This window comes from Nocardia sp. JMUB6875 (assembly GCF_041154655.1).
GTDB lineage: Bacteria > Actinomycetota > Actinomycetes > Mycobacteriales > Mycobacteriaceae > Nocardia.
In genome coordinates, this window is record NZ_BAAFGR010000031.1 from 33,033 (window position 1) to 56,771 (window position 23,739).

Below are 23,739 nucleotides of genomic sequence, written 5' to 3' on the forward strand. Positions count from 1 at the left end.
GCCGCCGCACCGGTCGAAAGACTATGGGCCGGTGCGGCGTACCGAGCGCCGGGCGCCGGCGGCCTCGGCGCGGTCGGCGATGATGCGGCGGCGGCGTTCGGCCATGGCGGCGGCGGGGGAGGTGTTCGAGGTGAGGGCGCGGTAGACGGCGTGCGCGTCCTCCAATGCCTCGCGGGCGCCGACACCGGCCGCCGGGGTGATGGCGTGGTCGGCGTCGCCGATGAGCAGCAGCGAATCTCGCGGGGGCGCCGCGGCGTCGAGGGAGACGTTGCGGGCATTGCTGACGTGGACCGATTCGGTGGTGTCGAGGAAGGTTTCGACGATCGAGCGGGTGGTGGGGGTGGCGGCGCGGATCTTGTCGGCCCATGCGGCGATCGGCCGCAGGCCGAGTTCGTCGGTGCCGGGCAGCGGTGGCCGGGGGAGTCGCAGGAACCAGAGGGCGGTCGGGTCGCCGGGTCGCCAGATGTGGCCGAGGGTGCTGGAAACGTTTCCGGCAGGGGAGATTTCGGCGAATATGTGCAGGGTGGCGGGGGTGGTGGGTAGCGCGAGCGGTTCGGTGGTGGTGCCGTAGAGCACAACGTCGCCCGCGTAGAGCGGGGTGCGGTCGGGTTCGAGCCGGGCGCGCACGCGCGAGTCGATGCCGTCGGCGGCGATGATCAGCTCGTCGTCGATCTCGGTGAGGTCGGTGACCGGCGTGCCGAAATGGGTCTCGGCGTCGGAGGTGGTGACGTAGTCCATCAAGATCGCCATGAGGTTGCGGCGTAACCAGAATCGATGGCCCTGGCCCGGGATCTCGCCGTGGTGGCCGACGCTGTCGGTGTATTCGAGACCGCCGGTGAGAGCGCCGGAGGCGGCGTGCAGGACCGACTCGTCGATGCCCAGACCCGCGAGTGCCCGGTGGCCGCGCCCGTCGATACACAGGAATGGGCTGCCACCTGGGGTTTTCGGTTGCTGCTCGTAGAGGGTGACCGGGGTGCCGGCTCTGGCGAGCGCACCCGCCAACGCCGATCCGGCAATGCCGCCGCCGATGATCGTGACCAAGTCGAACCCTCCTAGCCGTGCCGACAATTCATAGCCGATTCCCATGATGGTGAGTGCTGGGACGTTGCGCGGCCGATCGACGCTAGGTGACAGCGGATTCCTTGTTGACAGTAACTCTCATATCGGCAGATACTCGCAATGGCGGAAGGAGGCCGAATGTCATTGCGGGAGCGGCAGCGCCGGCAGGTGCGCGACGAAATCCAGCGGGCGGCTTACGAACTGTTCGCGGCCAAGAGGTTCGCGGAGGTGACGACGGAGGAGATCGCCGCGGCGGCCGGGGTGTCGGCCAGCACCTACTTCCGGCACGTGCGGAGCAAGGACGATCTGCTGCTGGATCCGGTGCGCGAGGGCGGCGCCGGGATCGTGGCGCTGCTCGAGGAGCGCGCGGCCGACGAACCCGCCGATGTGGCTCTGGCACAGTCGATTCTGGCGCGGTCGACGGCGCTGGCGGCGGTGGAGCTCGAACACTGGCGCGCGGCGTTCCGGACGGCTCCGCATCTGCTGGAGCGGGTGGCGTTGATCACCGCGGAACACCGGGCTCGGCTCGTTGAGCTGGTCGGGGAGCGCATGGGGCGGGATCCCCGGGAGGACAGCACTCCGGGTTTGCTGGTACACCTCATGCTCGCGGCGGCGGAATTCGGTTACCTGCAATGGCTTCGGGCTTCCGGGCATCCGGAGATGTCGCTGGCGGTGTGCGTGGAGGGTGCCCTCGACGCCGTGGTCGGCGAACGCTGGCGCGTGGACGGCTGAGCCTTGTCCGGGTCGATACAGCCGTGCGCGGGCCGACACAACAGAACACGAAGATAGAGGAAACATGCAGGACGACAGGGAAACCGCCGGGACGTTCGATCTGATCGTCGTGGGCTCGGGTGCGGCGGGCATGGCCGCGGCGCTCACCGCGGCGAAGCACGGGCTGTCGGCGGTCATCGTCGAGAAGGCGCGGCACTGGGGCGGGTCCACGGCCAGATCCGGTGGCGGCGTATGGATTCCGGGAAACTCGGTGTTGCGCCGGGAAGCGCCCGCCGATGACCTCGAGGCCGCGCGCGTCTATCTGAAGGAGATCGTCGGGGCGGGGGTGGATCCGGTGCGGATCGACACCTATCTCGATCGCGGGCCGGAGGTGTTCGACTTCCTGGCCGCGCACTTACCGCTGCGGATGCGCTGGGTGCCAGGCTATTCCGACTACTACCCGGAAGCTCCCGGCGGGCGCTCGCACGGACGATCCGTGGAGCCGGTGCCCTACAACGCCAAGGGCCTGGGTGCCGAATTGGACACGCTGGAACCGGATTACGCCCGAGCACCCAAGAATGTCGTTGTGACGCAGACGGAATTCCGTCAGCTGCATCTGGGCCTGCGCAACCCCCGCAGCCCGCTGGCCGCCATGGGGATCGCCGGGCGCTGGCTGGCCGCGACGGTCCTGCGGCGGCGGATGCTCGCCCGCGGCCAGGCCTTCTCCGCCATGCTGCGGGCGGGCCTGATCCAGGCGAAGGTGCCGCTGTGGCTGGACACTCCGCTGCTCGAGCTGACCACCGAGGACGGCCGGGTGACCGGCGCGGTGGTGTTGCGCGACGGCTGCGAGCAAGTGCTCACCGCCAGGCGCGGCGTGGTCATCGCGGCGGGCGGCTTCGAGCACAACGAGGTGATGCGCAAGCAGTACCAGCGCGCCCCCATCGGCACCGACTGGACCGTCGGCGCGGCCGCCAATACCGGCGACGGCATCCGCGCGGGTCAATCCGTCGGCGGCGCGGTCGAATTCATGGACGACGCCTGGTGGGGCCCGTCCATCCCGCTGCCCCGCGAGGCCTGGTTCTGCCTGGCCGAACGCAACCTGCCGGGCAGCCTGGTCGTCAACGACCGCGCCGAGCGCTTCATGAACGAGTGCCTGCCCTACGTCGAGGCCACCCACCGCATGTACGGCGGCCGCAACGGACAGGGCGAGGGCCCGGCCGAAAACCTGCCCGCCTGGCTGATTTTCGACCAGCGCTACCGCAACCGCTACCAGTTCGCGGGCGTCCCGCCGCGACAGCCGCTGCCGGGCCGGTGGTTCAAGTCCGGCGCACTGACCCGAGCCGACTCGCTGCCGGAACTCGCGGAGAAGATCGGTCTCCCGGTCGAGAAACTCCAGGCGACCGTGACCCGGTTCAACGAATTCGCCACCGCGGGCAAGGATCCCGACTTCGGCCGCGGCGACAGCGCCTACGACAACTACTACGGCGATCCGCGCCAGCACCCGAACCCGAATCTCGGTGCGCTGGAGACCGGTCCGTTTTACGCGGCCAAGCTGGTCCCCGGCGACCTGGGCACCAAGGGCGGCCTGGTGACCGACGTCGACGGGCGAGTCCTCCGCGAGGATGGCTCACCCATCGACGGCCTGTACGCCGCGGGCAATGCCAGCGCCCCGGTCATGGGCCACACCTACGCAGGTCCCGGCGCGACCATCGGCCCCGCCCTGGTCTTCGGCTACCTGGCTGCCCGCCGCGCGGCCCGGTAATTCAGGCGAGGACCGCGCCGCCGTCCAGCGGAAGGACGGTGGCGGTGGCGTGGGGCTGGGTCAGGAAGAAGACGAATGCCTGTGCGATGTCGTCGACTTCGGCAATGCGCCGCAGGGGAGTATTGGCGGCGGTGTCGGCGTAGAACTGCTCGCGCAGGTCTTCGGGGAAGTTCCACAGCGGTGAGCGGACCACGCCGGGCATGACCGCGTTCACCCGGATCGGCGCGAGTTCGACCGCCAGCGCGCGGGTGAGGGCCTCGACCGCGCCGCAGACGCTGGAGGTGACCGACGATCCGGGTACCGGCCGCGGCCCGGCGGTGCCGGTGGTCAGGGTGATCGAACCGTCCGGCCGCAGGTGGGGTGCGGCCGCCTGCACGGCCGCCAGCACGCTGAAGTAGCGCAGCTCGAAGAACTTCCGGGCCGCGTCGATATCCAGATCGGCCACGGGGGAGAGCAGCAGCGGCTCACCGGCGGTGTAGACCAAATGGTCGAAGCTGCCCAGCTCGTCGAAGAGCGTGCGAATCCGGTTGGCGTCAGCGAGATCCGCGACCACGCCGGTGACGCCGGACGGGAGTTCGGCCACCGCGCGGTCGACGTTCTGCTGGCGGCTGGAGGCGACGGTGACCTTCGCGCCCCGTGCGGCGGTCGCGGCGGCGACGGCGTAGCCGATTCCGGAGGTGCCGCCCAGGATGACGACGTGCTGTCCGTCGAGTGACATCGGATTTCCTTTCGGGGAACTGCTGTTCGGGTTTGCCTCTCCACCTTCGGTTCCGGGGCCGCCGCTCGTCCAAGACCTATACCGCCGCCTGTAATACCCTGAAGGCATCATGAGCGATGTCGATCTGCGCAAGCTGCGCTACTTCGTGGCGGTGGCCGAACACCTGCACTTCGGCCGCGCCGCCGAGCAGCTGTTCATCGCGCAGCCGGTGCTGTCGCGGCAGATCCGCGCGCTCGAGGAGGAGCTGGGGGCGCGGCTGTTCGCGCGGGATCGGCGCGGGACGGCGTTGACGGCCGCGGGGGAGCAGCTGCTGGCCGATGCCAAACCGCTGCTGGCCTCGGCGGAAGCCCTGCGGCGCAGGGTGATTCGCGCGGACCGGGGCGCCGATACCTTCACCGTCGGTTTCATGCCCGGCCTCATCGTGACCACGGCCGTGCGCGCGCTCACCGACCGGCATCCCGGACTCGAGGTCGACCTGGTGCGCACCGACTGGTTCGACCAGGTCGCGGTGATTCATGACGGCCGCGTCGATGTCAGCATGGTGCGGCTGCCGGTCGATCCGCGCGGACTCACCATTCGGCCGCTCTACACCGAACCGCGCGTGGTCGTGCTGCCCGCCGATCATCGCCTGGCGAGCAAGGAGGTGCTGGCCGTCGCCGATCTCGCGGACGAGCACCTGCTCCAGGATCCCGATCTGGTCCCCGAATGGCGTGCGCTGGCAACCGAATTGCGCACCGATCGCCCCGGCGTCCCGGTCTTCCGCAGCGTCGAGGAGAAGCTCGAACATGTCGCCGCGGGCCACGGCATCATCTTCCTGCCGCTGTCGGTGATGACGTTCTATACCCGCCCGGACATCACCTACGTCCCGGTGCCCGATCTCGCGCCGAACGAGGTGAGCCTGGCGTGGTCGGCCGACCGTCCGGTCCCGCTCGCAGAAGAGTTCGCGGCGCTGGCCAGGCATTAGAGAGTCTTTGCCCGGCCTTGGTATTGCGGTGTCGCACAAGAGGATTCGATCTACGCCGTCCAAAATCCCTGATCACGATTCCGCGGGCCGAATCCCGAAAGAGGGGTTACCGTCGATAGGGTGTTCGGCATCATCCGGCCCTGCCGTCATCGGCTGGGCGAGGAACTCGGGCGGGCTTGGCTGGCGCAACTGTGCGGGCTGTGCCTCGCACTGCGTGACGATCACGGCCAGAGCGCCCGCCTGGCAACCAATTACGACGGGCTGATCATTTCGGCCCTGGTGGAGGCGCAGTCCACGGCGTCGCCCACCCGCCGCGTCGCCGGGCCCTGCCCGCTGCGCGGCATGAAGCGCGCGGATGTCGCCACCGGTGACTGCGTGCGGCTGGCCGCCACCGTCTCGCTGGTGCTGGCCGCCGCGAAGGTGCGCGATCATGTGGACGATCACGACGGTATGGCGGGCACGGCCGGATTCCGGCCCGCCGCCCGCGCGCTCGCCCGGCGCTGGGCCCGGCAGGGTGAATCCACCGGGGCCGAGCTCGGTTTCGACACCGCCGTGCTGGTGACGGCGGTGGATCGCCAAACGGAGATCGAGGCCGCGGCGGTGGTCGGCACCCCGTTGCTTGAGGTCACCGAGCCCACCGAGACCGCGACGGCGGCCGCCTTCGGCCACACCGCCATCCTCGCGGGCAAGCCGGGCAATCAGGCGGCGCTGATCGAGGTGGGCCGATTGTTCGGCCGCATAGCCCATCTCGTGGACGCGGTCGAAGATCTGGGCGAGGATCTCGCGCAAGGCAAGTGGAATCCGCTGGCCGCCACGGGAACCGACGTAGCCGAGGCGCACCGGCTGTGCACGGACGCGCTACTCGGCATCGAATTGGCCTTGGCCGAGGTGGAATTCGCCGACAAGCGGCTGATCCACAAACTTCTGAAGCATGAACTGGGCCGTTCGGTGGCCCGGACCTTCGGCGGTCACGGACCTGCCTGCGCCACCCACAGCACCGCCACCGCGCCGAATCCCGGCACCGTCGTAGCGCCCATGAGTCGCTGGCGTCGTCGCGGCCCCGACCCGTGGGGCCCGCCGCCCGGCTACGGCTACGGTCCGCCACCGGGGTATGGCCAGGGCTATTACGGCCCCGCGCGCCGCCGCAGCGGCTGCTGCATTCCGTGCTGCGAGGGCTGCGTCTGCTGCGGCGAAGGATGCTGCTGCTGCGAGGAATCCTGTTGCTGCTGTGAGGAATCCTGCTGCGAATGTTGATCTCTCACCGCGCGGCCGGGCACCGTGATGCCCGGCCCGCGGTGCGGGTCGGCCCGCCGACTCCGGGTGGGCGGGCCCCCGCATTCGAACCGGCCGTGCCTGGCTGAGGGGTGCGGCGGCAGCGGCCGGAAAGCGATGCGTCGCCTACTTGCTGGACAGCGTGCTGGATCCGCCCGAGAGCAGGCCGGCGAGGCCGCCGCTGCCGAGGCTGCCGCTGCTGGAGCCGCTACCCAGGCCCGAGGAGCCGGTGGTCGTGGTGGTGGTCAGGGACCAGGTGCCGCAACCGCTGGTGTAGAACGCGACGTCGGTGGACTTGATCTCGACGGTCGCGGTGCCGCCGACCGCGCCGCCCGCCTCGATGGTGACGCTCGGGGTGATCGAGGACAGCCGCGCCCAGGCGCACACGGTGCCCGCGGTCGTGGTCTTATAGACGCCCGGCTGGATGTCGACGCCGACCTTGAAGGTGGAGTCGCTGCCCATGCTGGTCGGCACGGCGGCGTCCGCGGCGCCGGCGCTCGCCAGCAGGGCGGCGGCGGTGAGGGCGAGACCGTTGGCCCAGAGTGTCTTTCTCATATGACTTCCTCAGGTATGTGAAACGAGAGTGTTTCGCAGGTTAATGGGAGTGGCAACCGCCGGGGAGCGTTTTCGATAACCTGGCGTAATCGGCGATATGGCGTGATCGGGCACCCGTCATCAGGACTATCCGGACATTGGATGCCGTATCCGGCGCGGACGATCATGATGGGTTGTGTGGCAGGACAATTCGTTCCGATCCCGGATTGGTTCGCGCAGGACAACGAGGACTGCGGCATCGCCGTCGCCGACCTGACGGGCGACGGGACGCTCGACGTCGTGGTCCTGAAAGTCGACAATCCCGCGGGTCAGAACACCGGCAACTATCGGATCGGGCACGGCCTGGCCGCCGACGGCACGGTGGGGGAGTGGGGGCCGTGGCTCGAGGTGCCCGATTGGTGGGGTTGGGAGAACCAAGGCGCGGGCATCGCCCTCGGGGATCTGAACGGCAATGGCCGCCCGGATCTGGTGGTCTTCCTCGTCGACAATCCGGCGGGTCAGAACCAGGGCTACTACCGCATCGGCCGCGACCTCGCCCCGGATGGCACGGTTACCGGCGGATGGACTGCGTGGCAACAGGTTCCGGACTGGTTCGGCTGGGAGAACCAGGGCGCGGACATCTGCATGACCAGGCTCGACGGGCAACCCGTGCTGGTGGTCATGACCGTCGACAATCCGGATGCCCAGAACAGCGGGCAGTTCCGGCTCGCCAAGGGGCTCGCCGCGGACTGCTCGGTGGCCGAATGGACGCCGTGGGTGGCGATTCCGGACTGGTGGGGGTGGGAGAACCAGGGTGCGGGCCTGACCGTCGCCGACCTGGACGGGGACGGGCGACCGGAGTTGATCGTGTTCGCGATCGACAATCCGCAGGGCGAGAACGGTGGGGTGTACACCGTCGGCTGGGGGCTGGACGGTAGCGGGCACTGCGTGGACGGGTGGAGCCGTTGGTCGCGGGTGCCCGACTGGGGATTCTGGGAGAACCAGGGCGCGGCCGTCGCCGTGCTGCCGCACGCTGACGGTGCGCCCCGAATGGTGTTGTGCGCCATCGACAATCCGGAGGGCGTCAATGCCGGATATCTGCGGGTGCTCGACGTCGAGACCGACCTGACAAACGCCGCGACCGAAGGCACCTGGCGCATATTGGATTTCGGCACCGAGATCAATCCGGTGCACGCCGCCCTGCTGTACACCGGTGATGTGCTGTTCTTCGCCGGATCGGGCAACGACCCGGATCGCTTGAACGCCCACGACTTCCGCACGCGGGTCTGGCATTACCCGAATCCGGGACTCGACGCGCCCGCGACGCCGATCGACCTGTTCTGCACGGGCCAGGCGTTCCTGCCCGACGGGCGGCTGCTGGCCGTCGGCGGCACCAAGCAGTACGACCCGTTCTACGGCCTGCGCGACGCCCTGCTGTTCGACCCGCGGACCCTGACGTGGAACGCGCAGCCCGACATGTCCTACGGCCGTTGGTATCCGACCCTCGCCGCGCTGAAAACCGGTGAGGTAGTGGCAGTCTCGGGTCTCGGCGACGAGGGCTTCCTGTCGGAGACGCCGGAACTCTTCGATCCCGAGACCCTGACCTGGTCGACGCTGCCGGTGCCCGGGCCGATTCCGATGTACGCCCACCTGGTGTTGCTCGCCGACGGCCGGGTGTTCTACACCGGCGGCCAGTACGGCACCGACAACGGGATGCGCCCGTCGATCTGGGACACCGCGACCGGCGCGGTCACCGAGGTCCCGGGGCTGTTCGATCCGGAATCGCGCAATCAGTCCACGAGTGTGCTGCTGCCGCCCGCGCAGTCACAGCAGGTCATGCTGCTCGGCGGCGGCTTCGTCGACCCGCACGGTCCCGGCCGCGCGACCGCCGACACCCGCATCGCGGATCTGGCCGCCGCCGCGCCCGCCTACCGTGCCGGTCCGCCGATGATGCACGCCCGCATGCACGTGTGCGCGGTCATCCTGCCGGACCGGACGGTGCTGGCGGCCGGCGGATCGGCCATGGAGGAGATGGCGGACATGGTGCCGCCGCACGCCGAGATCTACGATCCGGTCGCCGGAACCTGGTCCGCGACAGCGCCGCAACGGGTGGCGCGGCTGTACCACTCCGTGGCGCTGGTGACGCCGGACGGCAAGGTGGTGACGGCCGGGTCGAATCCGATGCGCAAGACCGAGGAGCTGCGCATCGAAGTCTTCTGGCCGCCATACCTTTTCAAGGGTTCGCGGCCGGAGTTCGAGATGTCCACGGTCGCACTCGAATACGGGGCCGAACTGACCCTGACCACCACGGCCGCCGTGCGGGAGGTGAGTCTGATGCACCCGACCTCCTGCACCCACTCCTGCGACAACAATCAACGCCTGATCGACCTGCCGATCACCCCGGCCGCGCCCGGCACGCTCACCGTCGCCATGCCCTCGAATCCGGCCCTCGCGCCGCCCGGCTGGTATCTCCTGGTCGTGGTGGACGCCAACGGGATTCCGTCGACGGGCCGCTGGCTGCGCCTGAATCCTGCGACGCCGTCACCGGTGTGAGGATTACCGTGGACCCATGACGGAGTACCGGCACCTGCTCGTGAAGCGCGACGGCGACACCCTCACCGTCACCATGAACCGGCCCGACCGCCGCAACGCGCTGTCCGCCGACCACCTCACCGAACTGCTGGCCGCCTTCCGCGCCGCCGGCGACACCGATGCGACCGGGCTCGTATTGGCCGCCGCCGGACCGGTGTTCAGCGCGGGCCACGATTTCGCCGATGTGGCGAGCCGCGACCTGCTCGGCGTGCGCGACCTGCTCACCCTGTGCCAGCAGGTGATGACCACCCTCGAAGAACTGCCGCAGGTGGTGATCGCCCGCGTCCACGGCCTGGCCACCGCCGCGGGCTGCCAACTGGTCGCCTCCTGCGACCTGGCCGTGGCCGCCGAATCCGCGGGCTTCGCCCTCCCCGGCGGCAAGGGCGGCTGGTTCTGCCACACCCCGGCCGTCCCCGTCGCCCGCTCCATCGGTCGCAAACGCCTCATGGAACTCGCCCTCACCGGCGACGTCATCGACGCGAAGACGGCAGTCGACTGGGGCCTGATCAACTACGCCGTCCCCGACGCCGACCTCGACACCGCCGTCACCGACCTCCTCACCCGCGCCACCCGCGGCAGCCGCGCCTCCAAGGCCCTCGGTAAACGCACCCTCTACGCCCAACTCGACCGCCCCGAAGCCGACGCCTACACCCTCGCCCGCGAAGTCATGGCCGCCGCCTCCCAATTACCCGGCGCCCGCGAGGGAATGGCCGCCTTCCTGGAGAAGCGCCACCCCGTCTGGCCGGATTAGTTTCGCCCTGTGATACCCGCCGAGGTGCCGCGCCACTGATTCGCGCCGGGAAACGCTGATCGGCGCAATACCGTCGAGACGAGGTGGCGGCGCTCAATGCCCGCCCTCGCGCAGGCTGGATCGGTGGCGCTCTCGCGTCGTCGTGGCGACATGTTGCCGGTCGGCGGCGTCCGGACGGACGGCCGCACGGACGGGTTTTCCACCCCGTCTCCACCCGCGGGTGGTGGGTCGTAGCGGCCTGGGGCGCGACCGTAGAGGCATGAATTTGCAGAACGCGGTGGTCTCGGGTCTGGTCGCGGTGATCGTGGTCGGTTGGATCATGCATCGGCAGACGCGGTGGCAGTCGCTGGATCAGAGTCGGTTGTGGCGGGGGCCGATCATTCTCGGGCTGGTCGGATTCCTGCAGATGAAGTCGGTGGTGAGCGGTGGGCTCGGCGTGACCGCGGTGGCGCTGCTGACGGTGTCGGCGCTGCTGGCGGGCGGGATCGGACTGGTGATGGGCCTGCTGTCGCAGGTCCGCTCGGGTGCACAGGGATTGGAGGCGCGGACCGGCATGGCCGGGACGCTGCTATGGCTGGTGCTTATGGCGATGCGGATCGGTGTGGATGTGGTCGCGCACCTCGCCGGGGCGGCGGCGGTCACCTCGGTCGGGGCCATTCTGCTCACGGTGGCGCTGAATCGGGCCGGACGCGCAGTGGTACTGGCCCGGCGTGCCGAGCAGGTCCATGCGGTTGCGGCACACTGAGAGCGATGTCGATCTTCGACCCCTCCTCGACCCTGTCCAGGCTGCTTCGCCTGGTGGGGCTCGTCGCCGTGGTGTCGTCGTCGGTGAACGCGGAGCTGTTGCACCGGCCCTGGGCGTTGGCGCTGGCGGTGTTGTCGTGGCTGGGCTGGGCCGGTTGGGTGGCCGCGCCGCTGGGGTCGCGGCTGGAGCGAATCTGCGTGAGCGCCATGGCGGTCGGCGGCGGATTGACCGTCGGCCAGGCGGCCGGATCGGCCATCACGGCGTTCGCGACGATCTTCGTGGCGGTGAGCCTGCTGGGCGAGCCCCGCTGGTTCGGCTGGCTGATCGCGGTGGAGACCGCCGTGCTGATGTGCGTCTCGGTGCTGATCGATGGCCAGCCGGGCAGAATGCTCGGGCTGCTGGTCGGCGCGGTCGTGATCGCCCTGGGTGGCTGGAGTCGCCGCCAGGCCCGCACGGTCGCCGAGCGCAATCGGCTGCTGGTGGAACAGAATCGGATTATCCGCGTCGAACGTGACCGGGCGGCCGCGCTCGCCGAACGCGGCCGGATCGCCCGTGATATCCACGATGTCCTCGCGCACACTCTCGGCGGACTGGTGCTGCAGTTGGACGCGGCGGACGCGTTGCTGGAGGCCGGGAACGTGGAGCGGGCCGCGGAGCGGGTGAAGGCGTCGCATGCGCTGGCGGTGTCCGGGTTGGCGGATGCTCGCCAAGTGGTGGGGGCACTGCGATCGGATCGGCTCGACGCCGCCGCGGAACTGCGCCGGGTGATCGACGAACACCGCAGCACCGGAGGGGAATTGGCCGAACGCGTGGATACCGCGGTCGAGCTCGCCGACGAGCAGGCCGCCGTGGCGCTCACCCGCGCCGTTCAGGAAGCACTCACCAATGCGCGCAAACATGCTCCAGGGCAACAGGTTACGCTCGCCATCCGGGACAGCGGCGATGCCATCGAGGTGGTGATCTCGAATCCCGTCGGCGCACCTCGAACACTCCTGGGCGGCTCCGGCTCCGGCGCGGGTCTACTGGGTATGCGCGAACGCATCGAGGCGGCAGGCGGCACCCTGGCCGCCGGGAAGGAGGATGGTCGATGGACGGTGCGAATCCTGCTGCCGCGGAGGTGATCACGGTCGTCGTCGCCGACGACCAAACCACGGTCCGCGATGGACTCACGACGGTGTTGTCGCTGCTACCAGACATGCGGGTGGTGGGGGAGGCCCGCGATGGTGCGGAGGCTGTCGAGTTGGTGCGTCGCGTGAAACCCCGTGTGGTGCTGATGGATCTGCGTATGCCCGGTATCGACGGCGTGGCCGCCACCGCCGCCATCACCGCCGGGCACCCCGAGACCGCCGTGCTGGTGCTCACCACCTACGCCGATGACGCGTCCATCGCGGGGGCGTTGCGCGCCGGCGCGCGCGGCTATCTCACCAAGGACGCGGGTCGAGCCGAGATCGCCGCGGCCATTCGATCGGTCGCCAGCGGACACACCACTCTGGCGGCCGAGGTGGGCCGACGTGTGCTCTCCGCCCTCGACACCCCGCCCGAACCGCCGGTCGACCTCACCGATCGCGAGCGCGACGTGCTGCGGTTGATGGCGCAGGGACACAACAACTCCGAGATCGCGAAGGAGTTGTTCGTGGGGGTGAGCACCGTGAAGACGCATATCAATTCCCTGTTCGCCAAGCTCGGCGTGCGCGACCGCGGCCAGGCCATCGCCTACGCGCATCGCACCGGGCTGGCCCGCTGAGCGGCCAGAGTGGGCGAGTGAGATGCCTGATTGGCTATCTGAGTCTGTAGATATTGCAATCTGAACATGGATTGCAGTTCCGGCCCGCTGCCGCGAAACCCAGCGCAGGGTTCCGTCTGCAACAGACGCTAGGAGAACGAGGGCTGGCCGAAGCGGGCTTCGAAGGCGGCGCGATTGGCGGAGATGGGGGAGCGATCCCAGATTGCGAAGACCACTTTGTCGAAGGCCACGCCGTGGTTGTGCAGCGCGAGTTCGAAGGCCTCGGCGACTTCGGCCGGATCATTGCGGAACACACCGCACCCCATAGTAATCGGGGGCTTCGAGCAGGCAGCGGTAGAGCGGGGCGCTGCGGCACAGGTCTTCCTCCTGGGCGCGGGCGCCGCCGAGGTAGCTGCCGCCGGGATTGCGGGCGGAGGCGAAATTCAGCACGGCGATGGCCTTTCCGCCCTCCTCGTGCAGTCGCCGGGCGGCCTGCATGCTGCCTTCGGCGGTGATCTCGAGGGTGCCGGTGAAGGGTCCGCGCGGTCCGGCGGTCACGTCGTCCTCGGGTGTGTAGGAGCGGGTTCCGGCGCGCGCGGCGGCGAGGGCGGCGCTGATGTCGACGGTGGCGCCGTCGTCGGTGCGGTAGTGGCCGAGGTCGGCGATCTGCTCGTTCTCGACGGCGATTCCCTTGGGGCTGGTACTCATTGGGCCGACCCTACGGATCCGACGGCGGCTCGGCATCCCATTTTTAGTGAGAGCGACTAATTCAAGTTCGGGGTTGTGTGATCTCGTGCGCGATGGCCTCGCCGCCTACGATGTCGCCATGACCGGCTCCCAGCGTTTGCGGATTGTCCCCTCGCAGTTCGCGGTTGACCATTTGCCGAATTCGACCTTCCCGGAGGACGACGAGTGGATCGCCCTGGTGCGCGCGCCGGAGGGTTTGACCGTGATTCGCGAGGCACCGGCCTGGGCCGAGGGTGAGATCTGGAAGGGCTTCTACGGCGAGGCGGGCGGGCTGGATACGCCGGGCACGCTGGCGGCATTGGTCGGTCCGCTGGCGGAGTCGTCGGTGCCGGTCTTCGTCGCGTCGACCTTTCACGCCGACCTGGTGCTGGTGCCCGCGCACCGGCTGGAGGAGGCGGTTTCGGCATTACGGGACGCGGGTCACCGCGTCGCGGAGTAGGGTAATACTGTCTACGTACGTAGAGCGTATGTGCGTGAGGAGGCGGCGGACGTGAGTGTTCGAGGCTTCGGAGATCTGGAAGCGGTTGTCATCGAACGCGTCTGGGACCGCTCCGAGAAGACGACGGTCCGGGAGTTGTACGACGAGCTGGCCGCCGAGCGCGACATCGCGTACACCACGGTGATGTCGACCATGGACAACCTGCACCGCAAGGGCTGGCTGGAACGCGAACGGGTGGGCAAGGCGTATCGCTATTGGCCCACGCTCTCGCGGGAGGAGTACAGCGCCCGGCTCATGCGCGAGGCGCTGGGCAGCGGCGGCCGCTCCGATCTGGTGCTGGCCCATTTCGTGGAGCAGATGAGCGCCGAGGAGTCCGAGGGCCTGCGCGCGGCCCTGCGCAAGATCGCGCGTTCCAAGCTGCGTTAGCCGGTCGTACAGACCTCGATGCCGATGACCGCCACGACGACGGCGGCCAGCGGGATTGCGACGGCGGTGAGGGCCGCGGCGGTCGCGGCCACCTTGGTGGGCAGGCGTGGCGGATTCGCGGGGGCGGACAGTCGGCGAATGCGCGGCAGCAGCGCGGCCTCGGCGGTGGCGGGCGGGGTGGGCAGTGTCGCCAGGGTCAGCAGTGCTTGGAGAACTGTGGCGCGGCCGTGGATCGCGGCGGCGGCATCGTCGGCGAGCATCTCGAGCAGGCGCGCGACCTCGCGGGCGCCGACGGTGAACAGGTCGATGCGCGGCAGCACGGTCGCCAGGCCCCGGGTGAGGGTGAGCAGTAGATGGTGGCGACCGTCGAGGTGGGCGCGCTCGTGGGAGAGCACCGCGTCGAGGTGATGGTCTTCCAGGGCGGTGAGCACGCCGCGGCTGACCACGACCGTATGTGGTTTGCCCGCAACGGCGTAGGCGGCCGGATGGTCGACCTCGAGCACGACGGCGTCGAGATCGGGGCGGTGGCGGCCGGCCAGACGGGCCAGGCGCGCGTGTTCGAGGGTGCGGCGGCGCGAGCGCAGCAGGGTGGTGCCGAGGCGGACGGTCACGAGAACGGCCGCGAGCGTGGCGAGTCCGGACAGTGCGAGCAGGGCGGCCTGCAGCGGGCTGCCGTAGTCGCCGACGGCGGCGTCGTGCAGGTGCAGCAGGCAGGTGTCCATGAAGCGCACCGGGAACAGTGAAATGCGGTGCGTGGCAAGGTCGACGAGGATGATCGCCAGGGTGGTGGTCCAGGCCAGCACGGTGGTGGCCATGGCGGCGAGCCAGGCGGCGATGGCCAGGCGCGGGGTGGTTGCTTCGCCGCTGAATCCGGTCAGCAGTCGCGGTGCCAGGACGGTGACCGCGAAACCGTAGAGCATCAGGCAGACGGCGACGCTCATGGCCGCACCCGCGCTGCTCGCATTCGAGTTCCTCCCGTGAAGTGGGCTCGAGTGTAGAGGGCAAAACTGAGGGCAGGCTTACCGTCGTGGACGTGGCGGTGTGGTGGTCGCCACCCGGTCGCGGGGTGGGGCTGTGAATTCGGGGGTGAAGGCTGTGAATTCGTCGAGCGCGCTTGCGCTCCTGGGCGGAACTCGGGTATTACGTATCTACGTAGTTGATACGTAGATAAGCCGGGTGCCGTCCCCTCAACGGCACCGGGGCGCCGACCGGACCGGCGTCGAGGGCGGGTGGGGGCCGGGTGTCTGCCGCGAGCTGCGCCCGGCCCCGCCCGCCGTCACCGGGGCGCGGGGGCGGCCAGCAGGGCCCGGGCCGCGGATTCGATCGCCGCCTCGTCCAGTAGGACCGTCGAGGCGGCCGGGCCGAGCGGCACGAAGCTGTCGGCGCTGGTGACCCGCGCCAGGCGGCCGTCGAATCCGGCGTCGAGCAGTGCGGTGCAGACCGCCTCGGAAACGCCTCCGCTGCGGCGGGTTTCGTCGGCGATGAGGACCCGGCCGGTGGCGCGGGCATTGTCGAGGAGATCCTCCACCGGCAGCGGGGACAGCCAGCGCAGATCCAGCACGCGGGCGTGGATGCCGTCGGCGGCCAGCCGCCGGGCCACCCGCAGGCTCATGGGGACGCCGTTGGCGAAGCTGACGATGGTCAGATGCGCGCCGGATCCGTGCACGCGGGCGCTGCCGATATCGGCGTGGCGCACACCGGAAATCGGGGCCAGCCACGCGCCGTCACCGGCCCGGTACAGGTCGCGGGTGTGATAGAGCGCGATCGGTTCGAGGAACACGCACACCCGCCCGTCCACCCGGGCGGCGGAGACGCAGGTGCGCAGCATGGCCGCCGCGTCGTCGGCGCGGGAGGGCGTGGCGATCACGACGCCGGGGATATCGCGCAGCGCCGCAATCGAATTGTCGTTGTGGAAGTGTCCGCCGAAGCCCTTCTGATAGGCCAGCCCCGCGATGCGCACCACCACCGGATTGCGGTAGCGGCCGCCGGAGAAGAACGACAGCGTCGCCGCCTCCCCGCGCAACTGATCCTCGGCATTGTGCACGTAGGCCAGGTACTGGATCTCCGGAATCGGCACGAATCCGGCCAGTGCCGCCCCGAGCGCGGTGCCCAGCACGCTCTGCTCGTCGAGCAGGGTGTCGAAAACCCGCCGCACCCCGAAGCTCTGCTGCAACCCCTTGGTGACGCCGTACACCCCGCCCTTGCGGCCGACGTCCTCGCCGAAGACCAGCACGTCCGGATCTCGGGTGAGCAATTGCGCCAGCGTCTGATTGACCGCCTGCGCCAGGGTCAGGGGCTCGCCTGTCGATGCGGGCGGCTCGGCGGATTCCGAAGACGGCGGCCCGGCAACGGAAGTCGCGGAGCCGTTCGTTCTGCCGTTCCCGTTCCGGTCGCCGTCGGGTACCGAGCGCAGCGCGTCGGTGCGCACCACGGTGGGGCGGGCAGGCGCCAGGGGCGCGATGACCGCGGCGGCGGAGGTCAGTTTCGGTTCGTTCCAGGCGCTTTCGGCGGCCTTGGCGACCTGTTCGGCGATGTCCTCATAGCGTTGGACGATCTCGGCGGCGGTGACCACGCCCGCGGCGACGAGCAGGCGGGCGGTGGCGGTGACCGGGTCGCGGCGCAGGTCGGCGGCGATCTCGGCGGGGCGGCGGTAGGCCGATTCGACATCGGAGCCCGCGTGGCCGAGCAACCGCACGGTGCGCAGGCGCAGGAACGCCGGTTTGCGGTGCGCGCGCACGTATTCGGCCGCGGCGGTGGCCTGGGCGAGGGCGGCGGGCAGGTCGCTGCCGTCGGCATCGAAGTAGGCCAGTCCCGGCCGGTGCCCGTAGGCCTGTTCGATCCAGGTGCGCGGGGTGGGGACGCTGATGCCGATGCCGTTGTCCTCGCAGACGAACAGGATCGGCACCGGCACGTTCTGGTGCGCGGTGTGGATGGCGGTATTGATCGCCCCGGCGGCGGTCGAATGATTGGCCGAGGCGTCGCCGAAGCTGCACACCACCACCGAATCCCCGGGCCATTCGCAGCGCAGCTTCAGGTGCGCGGCGCGTTCGAGGGCGAAGGCCAGCCCGACCGCGCGCGGCAGATGCGAGGCGATGGTGGAGGTCTGCGGGATCACGTGGGCGGGTTTGGAGCCGAAAACCTTGTGCCGCCCACCGGAAATCGGGTCGGCGGCCGCCGCGGCGACGCCGAGCATCACATCGTGGATGGGGTCCAGTCCCGGCACCTGGCGGGCCCGGTGCACGAAGAACGCCCCGGATCGATAGTGCAGCAGCGCGGGATCGGTGACCCGCAGCGCCGCCGCCACCGCGACATTGCCCTCGTGTCCCGACGACCCGATGCTGTAGAACCCGTGCCCTTCCCGGGTCAGTCGGCGCGCCGCCAGGTCCAGGTGCCGCGAGGCGGCCTGGGCGTCGAACAATTCCAGGCATCGGGCCCCGGTGAGGCCGGTGGCGTCCATCGGTTCCTGCTGTGCGCGAGCCGGACCCGGCGTCGTCGCGGCCACCTCCGCGCGAAACCACTGATCCAGGTCAGCTTCCCGGTCGTTGATGACGCCTCCCATATGTCGCATATGTCGCGTACGTCGGGCTCAGCGTAAAGGTCGATCCACACTTCCCGCGGCAACATCCGATCCCTCGGCCAGTCCACCCAGCCTGACCCGAAACCATCCGACACGGCAACGTTTTCGATCAAGTCCGGATGCGTCGCGGCGGCGACCGGGACCTGGACGGCCCCGGCACCAGCGCGGTGGCCGGGACCGGCGCGGCGGTCGAACCCGCTGTGACTCTTCGACTCCGGAGACGGGGGGACGGCAAGGCTTACGCCCGTCGTGGTGGTCAGCCGGTCCAGGCGTCCTTGGCGAGCATGTCGGCGATGAGCGCGGCGATATTCCAGGCGTCGTCGCCGCCGCGGTGGTGGGTGCCTTCCAGGGGGAGTCCGGCCAGGCGCAGGGCGCCGGCCATGCCGTAGCGGCGCTTGGTGTCGCGGGCGGTGGAGAAGGGGAGTTTGGCGTTGGTGTGGCGGGAGCCGAAGGGGTAGCGCACGCCGGTGCCCTCGCATTGGGCGAGGAACTGTTTGCGGTCGTAATCGCCCCAGCTGGCCCAGGGGCGGGAATCGGCGTGGAATTCGGTGCGCAGCATCGCGCACGCCTCGGCGAAGGTGAGGCCGGTGGCGACCTGCTCGGGGGTCAAAGTCGTCAGCCGGGTGCAGAACTCGCTGACCGTCGAATGCTCCGGGCGCACCAGGATGCTGTGCTTGCTCACCCGCTCGCGGGTGTGGGTATCGAGCACGCACAGCCCGATCTCGATGATCTCGTTGGGCTGGCCGGGCGGATTCGGGCCCTCCCAGCAGGTGGCCTCCACATCCACCACGTTGAGGTATCTGGTGTTCATGCGCTGCGACGCTAGCGCCCGGACCCGCCCGCGCGACAACGATTTTCGGGCGCGCGACGGGTGGGTCGGCGCGCGGGGGTTCACTCGGCGCGCAGCTTCAATCCGGTGTTGTTGGCGGTGTTGCGCAGGGTCAGCTCGTCGGAATCGATGGTGGCCTCGGTCTTTCCGTCCAGGGCCTGCAGCACCTGCTGTTCGACCTCCATGACCTGCGGGTCGCACATCATGCGGGTGGTGGCGACCTGGAAGGTGACCTCGTCGCCGTCGACCTGCGCGGTGCCGGTCATAGTGTTGCAGCCCGCGCTGCCGGAGAGCTTGCCGTCGGGGGAGATGGTCAGGGCGGGTCGGACCTCGTCGAGGGTGGCGGAGTGCACGACCGCGTCTGTGCGCAGCAGCGCGGTGACGATCCACGTGGTGCCGGTGAGCGGTTTGTCCGGGTGCAGGGCCTTGCGGTCGCGCAGGGTGACGGTGGAACCGTTGCCCTTGAGCGTGAGGGTGTCACCCACGAGGGTCCAGGTCGGCTGGGAGCGCAGCAGCCCGTCCTGCCAGCCGTCGGCACCGGCCACCTCGCCCGGGCAGGCCATCAGCGTGGTGGCCATCTCACCGACCTGGAGCGTATTGCCTTGCAGGTCAACCGGTCCGGAGGCGGTATTGCAGCCCGCCGTGGCGGTGACCCGGCCCTCGGCGAAGGTCAGCGTCAGCGGGCCGCCGCCCGGGATCGGCGTGCCCGAGACCTCCGTGGACACATACGCGTGCCCCATCAACGAGGTCGGCGGAGTCTCCGAGCCGCCGCTGTTGGACGAGCATCCGGCGGCGGCCACGGAGAGCGCGAGCAGAACCCACACACGAGTTGCTGGCATGGTGCCGATCGTACGGCGACTACACCGGCATCCCCAGCGCCGACGCGAGGGTCTGGCCGATCGCGTTGACGAAGGTGCCGATCGCACCGGGATCGAGAATGCCCGAATACACGTCGCGGTTGTGGCAGCCCGCCGGGGCGGGGACACCGTTGAGGCGGTCGTTGAGCCACATCACCGCGCTCGCGGTGTTGGAGACCGCGGCGATGCCGTGCTCGCTGAACAGGTCCCGCGTGTACTGCACGCGCGCACCGGGATCCTGGCAGTAGATGTCGTAGGTGTTGTTGACCGCGTTGAGCGGCATCACCTCGTCGAAGGTGCCCTCGTAGATGTAGAGCGGTGCGGTCGGGGTGCCGCGGTGGCCGAGGCTGAGCTCGTCGAGCACCGGCTGCACCTCCGGGGCGCGCATGGGATCGCCCGGGTAGTCGAACAGGCCCTTGATGTTCACGAACGGGAACGCCGCGAACTGCAATGCCACGCACTGGTTTTCGTGCACCAGCCGCGCCGCCTTGCCCAGCGGGTTCATGTGCTCGTCGATGAACCGGTTCACCTGCGGGTATTCCCGGGCCACCCCGAACAGCCCGCCCAGCACCGCGCCGCCGAAGCCGGAGGTGCCGTTGTTGTAGTCGATGGCGGTGCGGATATCGGCCATCAGACCGCCGGCGGCCGACCCGACCAGATTCAGTTCCGGGGCATAGGTGGGCTGGAGTTCGGCGGCGTGCGCGGTCGGGATCGCACCGCCGGAATAGCCCCACATGGTGACGCGGGTGTCGGCGCCGGGCAGCCCGGCCGGATCGAAGGCCTCCGCGGCACGGATCCCGTCGAGAGTGATGCGCCCGCCCAGCGGTCCGACCGCATAGGCGGCATTGGGGCCCTCGTGATCGGGGATCACCACCGCGTGCCCGAGCTGCAACATGGCCTGGACCTCGACGAATTCGGCTTCCATCACCGGGTTGAGCGGATTGGGCAGCGATCCCATCTGCAATGCGTAGGAGGGCGCGCAGTTGACCGAGAGGGAATCCTCGGCCATCTGGAACGACACCAGCCCGCGCTGCCCGGTGGGCGCGGCGCGATGCGGTACCACCAGCGTCGCCACCGCCGCGATCGGTTCGCCGCGGGTATTGGTGCTGCGGTAGGACAGTTGCCAGGCGTTCGCGTTGAGGGGCAGCAGCCACAGGTTTGCCAGATTCACCTGCCGGGCCGCGAGGATCTCGCCGGGCCGGGCCGCGGCGACCCGCGCCGGATCCGGTTGATAGAAGCCGGGATCCAGATACGGCGGGGCGGGCGGGGTGGGGAACGGCAGTGCGGGCGCTACCGGGACCGGGTCGGCCGCGGCGGTTACCGCCGGGCACACCGCGACCGTCAAGCCCGCCGCCACGGCCACACACGCCTGGGCGATCGCTCTGGTTCCCGCTGTCATATCGAACTCCTCCGTGCCGCTGCGGCGGCCGAACCCCCACCCTCAAAGTTAGAGAGCGTATGTTTTCTAAGTTGCGTCTCAGACAATAGGGTGCGGTCATGGAATGTGTCAACGGTCACGTTGGGCCGGATGTTTGCTGTGGGCCCGGTAGCGGGCAGGATGGTCGCTCGTGAGCGAAGTTTCCCGCCCGCGGCGCACGCAACAGGAGCGCCGGGCTGCCACCGTGGCCAAGCTGGTCGATGCCACCATCGCCGCCATCGGGGAGGTCGGCTATCAGCGCACCACGGTGCAGGAGATCTGCGGGCGGGCCGGATTGTCGGCCGGGGCCATGTTCCGCCAGTTCGACACCCGGCTGGATCTGATCGTGCGCACCGCCGAGGAGGTGTTCGCCCGCCAGCTCATCGGCTACGCGGTCACCATGGAACACCTTGGGGCGAAGGACAATCCGCTCGACGTCGCGCTGCGTTACCTGCGTCAGGCCCAGCAGTCCAATCTCACCCACGCGCTGCGCGAGATCTTCCTGGCCGCGCGCAGCGACACCGAGCTACGCGAGCGCATCGCGCCCATCGCCGAGAACTACTACCGCGAGATCGTGGCAACCCTCGAGCGCACCGGGCTGCTCTCGGACTTCCCGGCCGAGGTGCGCGAACCGCTGTTCTTCATGCTGCTGCACGTGTTCTCCGGTGAGGCCGTGGTGCGCGGGGTGTTCCAGCGCCCCGATCTGGACGTGTCGGTGCTGCGGCTGGTGGAGGACATGCTGGCGGTTTACTCCGCCCGCGCCGCGACCCCCGGCCCGCAGGGTTGACCTTGCCGCTACGTCAACCCATAGCGTCGCGGCCATGAGCGAGAACACCGCACCGGCCATCGACCGCACCATCTACCCCATGCCCATGTTCGCCAACTTCGCGGTGGCCGACATCGCGGCCGCGACCGCCTTCTACGAGAGCGTCGGATTCATCGCCCTGGCCACGATTCCCGGCCCCGACGGCACCCCGGCGCTGGTGCACCTGCGCCGGATGAAGTACCAGGACCTGCTGCTGGTCCCCGGCGTCGCGCGCCCGGGCAGCACCACCGTCAGCTTCTCCGCCGGCGGCGCCGACCTGATCACCCTCGCGGAAACCCTGCGCGCCAACGCTTTCCCGGGCGCCCGGGTCGAAGGCCCCGCCGACACCGCCTGGTACACCACCGATCTCACCATCGACGACGCCGACGGCAACCGCATCATCCTCACCGCTCCCCGCATGGCCGAGATCGACCAGGCCAAGGAATGGGCCAAGACCTTCGAGGGCGATTGGGTCGGCAAGAACTGACAACACCCCGGGAGGGCTTCGTGGAGTGGACGATTCAACAGTTGGCCGACAGGGCCGGTGTCACCAGCCGCACATTGCGCCACTACGACGAGATCGGTCTACTCCCACCCTCCCGGGTAGGCCACAACGGCTACCGCTACTACGACACCGACTCCGTAGCCCGCCTCCAACGCATCCTGCTCCTGCGCGACCTGGGCCTGTCCCTGCCCGTCATCGCCGAAGTCCTCGACCGAGAACGCGACCAGGACAAGGCCCTCGGCGCGCATCTCGCATTGCTGGAGGCCGAACGAGCCCGCCTGGACGAACGCATCGCCGCCCTACGCCAAACCCTCGACGCCCCCGCCGCCGCCGAAGGCTCATTGCAAATGATGCTCGAGGGCTTCAACGACCCCTACCGCGAAGAGGTGATCGCCCGCTGGGGCGAACGCGCCTACACCGCCGCGAACGACTGGTGGCACTCCAAATCCCTTGCGGAGCAACGCGACTGGAAACGCGACCTCGACACCCTCATCGCCACCTGGATCACCACCTGGAAATCCGGCCACACCCCCGACTCGCCTCCCGCCCAATCCCAAGCCGCCCGCCACATAGCCTGGCTGACCGCCATCCCCGGCACCCCGCTAGCCGACGGCGACCGCGAAAACTCCATCGCCATGGTCCTCGCCCTGGCCCGCCAGTACGCCGAAGACCCCGCCTACGCCGCCGCCTACGGCACTCCAGCCTGCGCCGTCTTCGTCCGTGAGACCCTCGAGGAATGCGTCCGCCGCTCTCTCTGAGCGAAATTCAGTTGCGGCGCCCGCGGGCCACTGCGAATCTTGTCGTATCGCAGCCACAATCAGGGCAGCGACAGTGGAAGGTTCCGGCCAGTGGAGGCCACCCGGTCTTGAAAACCGGTGGCGGGCATCGTGTCCCGGGGGTTCGACTCCTCAGCTTTCCGCCGCCACCAACCGGTTGCGCACATGGCGTGCACGGAGGCTGTAACCCTCCCGCCCTCGGGCACAGGTGGTTCGATTCCATCCAGCCGGACAATGCCTCCCGCCGGCTTCATTCCGGTGGCGGTGAGACGTCATTTCTCGCAGGCGATTCCGTCACCGTCGCGATCCAGTTCGGCGCGGTAGCCGGGGTCTCCGCGGTGGAGGGGTGCGGCACCGGCGCGCTTGGCATCCGCGCAACTCTTGTAGTAGACGGAAGGCGCGGCCTTCGTTGTGGGAGGTTCCGGAGTCGGTGCCTGCGGGGCCGGTGGGGGCGCGGCCACGGCGGTGGTCGTCGGGGGAGCGGCGGCTGGTGCCGGAACCAGGGGCTGGATCGGCTGGGGTGCGGAGGT

Annotated in this window: 25 protein-coding genes and 1 tRNA gene; 15 read left to right on the top strand and 11 right to left on the bottom strand. The window is 69.5% G+C overall.

The features are described from left to right. Positions 1-21: 21 nt before the first annotated feature. Positions 22-1,041, bottom strand: a complete 1,020-nt coding sequence (locus ACAM49_RS10755) for an FAD-dependent monooxygenase (RefSeq protein WP_369635313.1) — start codon at positions 1,039-1,041, stop codon at positions 22-24. A 156-nt stretch (positions 1,042-1,197) separates the two neighbouring features. Between ACAM49_RS10755 and ACAM49_RS10760 the strand changes: the two genes are divergently transcribed. Beyond that, positions 1,198-1,791, top strand: coding sequence for a TetR/AcrR family transcriptional regulator (locus ACAM49_RS10760; protein ID WP_369635314.1), 594 nt, complete (start codon positions 1,198-1,200; stop codon positions 1,789-1,791). A 64-nt stretch (positions 1,792-1,855) separates the two neighbouring features. Next, positions 1,856-3,532, top strand: coding sequence for a 3-oxosteroid 1-dehydrogenase (gene kstD / locus ACAM49_RS10765; RefSeq protein WP_369635315.1), 1,677 nt, complete (start codon positions 1,856-1,858; stop codon positions 3,530-3,532). A 1-nt stretch (position 3,533) separates the two neighbouring features. On the opposite strand, the gene ACAM49_RS10770 is transcribed toward kstD, so the two are convergent. Continuing rightward, complete coding sequence (locus ACAM49_RS10770) at positions 3,534-4,250, bottom strand: SDR family oxidoreductase (protein WP_369635316.1); 717 nt, start codon at positions 4,248-4,250, stop codon at positions 3,534-3,536. 109 nt (positions 4,251-4,359) lie between these two features. Between ACAM49_RS10770 and ACAM49_RS10775 the strand changes: the two genes are divergently transcribed. Together ACAM49_RS10775 and ACAM49_RS10780 are read left to right on the top strand one after the other, a co-directional pair. Next, positions 4,360-5,214, top strand: a complete 855-nt coding sequence (locus ACAM49_RS10775; RefSeq protein WP_369635317.1) for a LysR family transcriptional regulator — start codon at positions 4,360-4,362, stop codon at positions 5,212-5,214. Between the two features lie 120 nt (positions 5,215-5,334). Next, positions 5,335-6,468 carry a DUF5685 family protein gene (locus ACAM49_RS10780; protein ID WP_369635318.1) on the top strand — a complete coding sequence of 378 codons (1,134 nt, stop codon included), beginning with the start codon at positions 5,335-5,337 and terminating at the stop codon, positions 6,466-6,468. Positions 6,469-6,612: 144 nt separating this feature from the next. Here ACAM49_RS10780 and ACAM49_RS10785 read toward each other — a convergent pair whose 3' ends face one another. Further along, on the bottom strand, positions 6,613-7,041 hold the full coding sequence (locus ACAM49_RS10785; protein ID WP_369635319.1) for a hypothetical protein: 429 nt from the start codon (positions 7,039-7,041) through the stop codon (positions 6,613-6,615). Positions 7,042-7,218: 177 nt separating this feature from the next. On the opposite strand from ACAM49_RS10785, the gene ACAM49_RS10790 reads away from it, so the two are divergent. The 5 genes from ACAM49_RS10790 to ACAM49_RS10810 all read left to right on the top strand — a co-directional run bounded on the left by ACAM49_RS10790 (position 7,219) and on the right by ACAM49_RS10810 (position 12,852). Beyond that, positions 7,219-9,573: a galactose oxidase-like domain-containing protein gene (locus ACAM49_RS10790; protein WP_369635320.1), complete on the top strand. Its 2,355-nt coding sequence runs from the start codon at positions 7,219-7,221 to the stop codon at positions 9,571-9,573. Positions 9,574-9,589: 16 nt separating this feature from the next. Beyond that, positions 9,590-10,363: an enoyl-CoA hydratase-related protein gene (locus tag ACAM49_RS10795; protein ID WP_369635321.1), complete on the top strand. Its 774-nt coding sequence runs from the start codon at positions 9,590-9,592 to the stop codon at positions 10,361-10,363. Between the two features lie 259 nt (positions 10,364-10,622). Further along, complete coding sequence (locus ACAM49_RS10800) at positions 10,623-11,108, top strand: hypothetical protein (RefSeq protein ID WP_369635322.1); 486 nt, start codon at positions 10,623-10,625, stop codon at positions 11,106-11,108. A 5-nt stretch (positions 11,109-11,113) separates the two neighbouring features. After that, positions 11,114-12,229 (top strand): sensor histidine kinase, encoded by a 1,116-nt coding sequence (locus tag ACAM49_RS10805; RefSeq protein WP_369635323.1) that lies wholly within the window; start codon positions 11,114-11,116, stop codon positions 12,227-12,229. Continuing rightward, positions 12,196-12,852, top strand: a complete 657-nt coding sequence (locus ACAM49_RS10810; protein WP_040809430.1) for a response regulator transcription factor — start codon at positions 12,196-12,198, stop codon at positions 12,850-12,852. Before ACAM49_RS10805 ends, ACAM49_RS10810 begins: the two co-directional genes overlap by 34 nt. A 128-nt stretch (positions 12,853-12,980) precedes the next feature. Here the strand turns inward: ACAM49_RS10810 and ACAM49_RS10815 are convergent, their stop codons facing one another. Then, positions 12,981-13,145 carry a hypothetical protein gene (locus tag ACAM49_RS10815; protein WP_369635324.1) on the bottom strand — a complete coding sequence of 55 codons (165 nt, stop codon included), beginning with the start codon at positions 13,143-13,145 and terminating at the stop codon, positions 12,981-12,983. Then, positions 13,132-13,539, bottom strand: coding sequence for a TIGR02452 family protein (locus ACAM49_RS10820; RefSeq protein ID WP_369635325.1), 408 nt, complete (start codon positions 13,537-13,539; stop codon positions 13,132-13,134). Before ACAM49_RS10820 ends, ACAM49_RS10815 begins: the two co-directional genes overlap by 14 nt. Before the next feature lie 85 nt (positions 13,540-13,624). On the opposite strand from ACAM49_RS10820, the gene ACAM49_RS10825 reads away from it, so the two are divergent. Then, positions 13,625-14,017 carry an ACT domain-containing protein gene (locus ACAM49_RS10825; protein ID WP_369635326.1) on the top strand — a complete coding sequence of 131 codons (393 nt, stop codon included), beginning with the start codon at positions 13,625-13,627 and terminating at the stop codon, positions 14,015-14,017. 51 nt (positions 14,018-14,068) lie between these two features. After that, positions 14,069-14,443, top strand: coding sequence for a BlaI/MecI/CopY family transcriptional regulator (locus tag ACAM49_RS10830; protein WP_040809529.1), 375 nt, complete (start codon positions 14,069-14,071; stop codon positions 14,441-14,443). On the opposite strand, the gene ACAM49_RS10835 is transcribed toward ACAM49_RS10830, so the two are convergent. From ACAM49_RS10835 to ACAM49_RS10855, 5 genes are all read right to left on the bottom strand, one after another. Beyond that, positions 14,440-15,384 carry a M56 family metallopeptidase gene (locus ACAM49_RS10835; RefSeq protein ID WP_369635327.1) on the bottom strand — a complete coding sequence of 315 codons (945 nt, stop codon included), beginning with the start codon at positions 15,382-15,384 and terminating at the stop codon, positions 14,440-14,442. The two genes, ACAM49_RS10830 and ACAM49_RS10835, sit on opposite strands and share 4 nt — an antisense overlap. A 335-nt stretch (positions 15,385-15,719) precedes the next feature. Further along, complete coding sequence (locus tag ACAM49_RS10840; RefSeq protein WP_369635328.1) at positions 15,720-18,011, bottom strand: thiamine pyrophosphate-dependent enzyme; 2,292 nt, start codon at positions 18,009-18,011, stop codon at positions 15,720-15,722. A 265-nt stretch (positions 18,012-18,276) separates the two neighbouring features. Then, on the bottom strand, positions 18,277-18,831 hold the full coding sequence (locus ACAM49_RS10845; RefSeq protein WP_369635329.1) for an exonuclease domain-containing protein: 555 nt from the start codon (positions 18,829-18,831) through the stop codon (positions 18,277-18,279). Between the two features lie 80 nt (positions 18,832-18,911). Further along, entirely contained in the window at positions 18,912-19,688 is a 777-nt protein-coding gene (locus tag ACAM49_RS10850) for an META domain-containing protein (RefSeq protein ID WP_369635330.1), read from the bottom strand. A 19-nt stretch (positions 19,689-19,707) separates the two neighbouring features. Continuing rightward, positions 19,708-21,105, bottom strand: coding sequence for a lipase family protein (locus ACAM49_RS10855; protein ID WP_369635331.1), 1,398 nt, complete (start codon positions 21,103-21,105; stop codon positions 19,708-19,710). A 169-nt stretch (positions 21,106-21,274) separates the two neighbouring features. On the opposite strand from ACAM49_RS10855, the gene ACAM49_RS10860 reads away from it, so the two are divergent. The 4 genes from ACAM49_RS10860 to ACAM49_RS10875 all read left to right on the top strand — a co-directional run bounded on the left by ACAM49_RS10860 (position 21,275) and on the right by ACAM49_RS10875 (position 23,352). Beyond that, complete coding sequence (locus tag ACAM49_RS10860; protein WP_369635332.1) at positions 21,275-21,910, top strand: TetR/AcrR family transcriptional regulator; 636 nt, start codon at positions 21,275-21,277, stop codon at positions 21,908-21,910. 34 nt (positions 21,911-21,944) lie between these two features. Beyond that, a complete protein-coding gene (locus tag ACAM49_RS10865) occupies positions 21,945-22,415 on the top strand; it encodes a VOC family protein (RefSeq protein WP_369635333.1) in 471 nt (156 codons plus the stop codon). A gap of 41 nt (positions 22,416-22,456) precedes the next feature. Further along, entirely contained in the window at positions 22,457-23,191 is a 735-nt protein-coding gene (locus ACAM49_RS10870; RefSeq protein ID WP_369635334.1) for a MerR family transcriptional regulator, read from the top strand. A 75-nt stretch (positions 23,192-23,266) separates the two neighbouring features. Continuing rightward, a tRNA-OTHER gene (locus ACAM49_RS10875) sits at positions 23,267-23,352 on the top strand. A gap of 129 nt (positions 23,353-23,481) precedes the next feature. Here ACAM49_RS10875 and ACAM49_RS10880 read toward each other — a convergent pair. Further along, a partial coding sequence (locus tag ACAM49_RS10880) for an excalibur calcium-binding domain-containing protein (RefSeq protein WP_369635335.1) occupies positions 23,482-23,739 on the bottom strand: 258 nt, incomplete at its 5' end.